The following is a 2405-nucleotide window of genomic DNA, read 5'->3' as shown; positions in this document are numbered from 1 at the left end:
GGTCTACGGGCGGGGCACCGCCGCCAATCGATTCACTCTCGCTGGCCTCGCGGGTGATGACGTGAACGTCGATCTCGGCAACGGCCACGAGTATTTCCTCAGCCCTGCGATCGACGAGGACCTGATCCGCGCTTACACCGAGGGCAAGCTCGGCGGCCCGCAGTTCGTGCTCGATACCGCCACCTCGCTCGCCAACGACACGCTGGGCGACTTGTCGCTCGATGAGAACGTCTTCGCCGGCTACGGCATGGTCAACCTCGACTTCGGCTCTATCGCCGTCACCGGCGGCCTGCGCGTCGAACGCACAGAGCTGGGCATCACCGGCTACCTCCTTGAAGGCGACACCGTCACCTCCGCCAGCGCCGATCGCAGCTACACCGACTGGCTGCCCAGCCTGATCGTGCGCGTCACACCGAGCGACAACACCGTGTTCCGTGTCGCCTACTCGCGCAGCGTCGGGCGCCCGCAGTATTCCGACCTCTCGCCCGGCGGCGAGGTTTCGTCCGAGGGCGATGGCGAGCTGAACGTCAGCACCGGCAACCCCGCGCTCAAGCCCTACGTCGCCGATGCGCTGGACATGACGGCGGAATGGTACTTCGTCCCCGGTGGCATCCTCAGCGTGGGCGCCTTCGCCAAGTTCATCCGCAACCCGATCTTCACGCAGAGCTACACAATCAACGACGGCAGCTTCGGCGGGGTGAACTACGACCGTATCAACTTCAGCCAGACCCAGAACGCCGAGAAGGGCGACATCATCGGGCTCGAAGCTTCGTACCAGCAGCAGTTCACGTTCCTGCCGGGCCTGCTTTCCGGCCTCGGCGTCAACCTCAATCTGACGCTGATCGATGCCAGCCTCCGCCTGCCGGACGGCGGCAGCATCGGCTTCCCCGAGCAGTCCAAGCTGCTGTGGGGCGCGCAGCTGTTCTACCAGAAGGGGCCGGTCGAGGCCTCGGTCGCTTATCACCACACGGGCCGTGCGCTGATCGCGGCGGGCGACACGCGCCTGACCGACAACTTCAATGACGACCTGCGCCGTCTAGACGCCAAGATCGGCGTGGACCTGACGCGCAACTTCCGCGTCTTCGTGGAGGCCCAGAACCTGACCGATGAGCCCACCCGCCAGTACCAGGGCGGGGTGCGCGACTGGGTTTCGCAGTACGAGCGGTACGGCCGCACCTTCTACCTCGGCGCGTCGATGAGGCTATGATAGTCGCCGCCCTGCTCCTGCTTGCCGCCGCGCAAGTTGCTGCCGTACGCGAGGCCCCTTCACCGCCGCCCTCCCCGGTTTCGCTACGCATGAGCGCAGCCGAAGCGCATCAGGGCGCGGCGTCGGACGGGACCTACCTCTATGCGATCGACAACGACCGCATCGGCAAATACCGCATTGCCACCGGCGAGAAGGTGGCGCAGTGGCAGGGTGAGCGGGGGCTCTTCCCCCACATGAACAGCTGCACGGTGGTCGGCGCCGAACTCGTCTGCGCCGCGTCGAACTACCCGTCGGTGCCGCAGACCAGCGCGGTGGAGGTGTTCGAAACCAGCACCCTGAAGCACGCCCGCAGCATCAGCCTCGGCTTCGGGCCGGGCTCGTTGACGGTGATGGACCGCCATGACGGCAAGTGGTGGGCGGTCTTCGCCAACTACGAAGGCAAGGGCGGCGAGCCGGGCCGCGACTACCAGTACACCGTCCTGGTCCGCATGGACGACCAGTTCCGGGCCGAGGCCAGCTGGGCCTTCCCCGAGGCGGTGCTAGCGCGAATGGCGCCCAAGAGCTGCTCGGGCCTCAGCTGGGGCGACGACGGGCTGATCTACGCCACCGGCCACGATCGCCCAGAGATTTATGCGATGCGCCTGCCGGAAGCGGGCTCGCGGCTCGAACTGGTGGACACCATTGGCATCGCCACGCCGGGACAGGCGATCGACTGGGACCCGAAGGTCAAACGCCGCCTGTGGTCGATCGGCCGGGGCTTAAGCGAAGTGGTAGCCAGCGAGATACGTGCGGTGCGGTAGTGGCGGCGTTCATCCCCTGGGCGTGGAATGCCCGCTTCTTCGAACGGGAGAAGTGGTTCGCTTACCCAAGAAGTTGGCTAGGCAATTTGCTGGGGAGGGCCTGCAGTAGCAACCATAAAGGCCAATATCCCACTTAACCGCGTGCATCAGATGCCAACTTCCAAGCGGCTCGAAAATCCACGAATGACAGATTCGGCGTAATCGAACATTCCCACAGCAGCATCGGAGCGGCGTAAGTTGGGTCGCAAGCGGCCACGGCCTTGTCTCGAATGTTCTAAGTTTCGCGACAGCACTTCCAGCGCTCGTGTTCTCTCGTATGATGATGTCGCAAAAGTCGGTTGCATAAACCAATTATTTCGATACAGTTTTGCAACATGCTAATTGGCTACGCCCGTGTG

At 64.3% G+C, this 2405-nt stretch carries 2 protein-coding genes; both read left to right on the top strand.

Going from position 1 to position 2405, the window contains the following annotated elements; translation table 11 throughout:
* A partial coding sequence (locus VPH46_RS16085) for a TonB-dependent receptor domain-containing protein (protein WP_416612841.1) occupies window positions 1–1207 on the top strand: 1207 nt, incomplete at its 5' end.
* On the top strand, window positions 1204–2007 hold the full coding sequence (locus tag VPH46_RS16080; RefSeq protein WP_416612839.1) for a hypothetical protein: 804 nt from the start codon (window positions 1204–1206) through the stop codon (window positions 2005–2007). The genes VPH46_RS16085 and VPH46_RS16080, both read left to right, overlap by 4 nt.
* Window positions 2008–2405: the final 398 nt, after the last annotated feature.

Origin of the sequence: Sphingomonas sp. MJ1 (PH-R8) (genome assembly GCF_048058635.1) — a bacterium.
Taxonomy (GTDB): Bacteria; Pseudomonadota; Alphaproteobacteria; order Sphingomonadales; family Sphingomonadaceae; genus Sphingomonas.
This window is presented reverse-complemented; position numbering and strand designations above follow the sequence as displayed.

Excerpts from the sequence above, each read along its gene's own strand:
- VPH46_RS16080 (WP_416612839.1), top strand. The coding sequence starts at position 1,204 with ATGATAGTCGCCGCCCTGCTCCTGCTTGCCGCCGCGCAAGTTGCTGCC.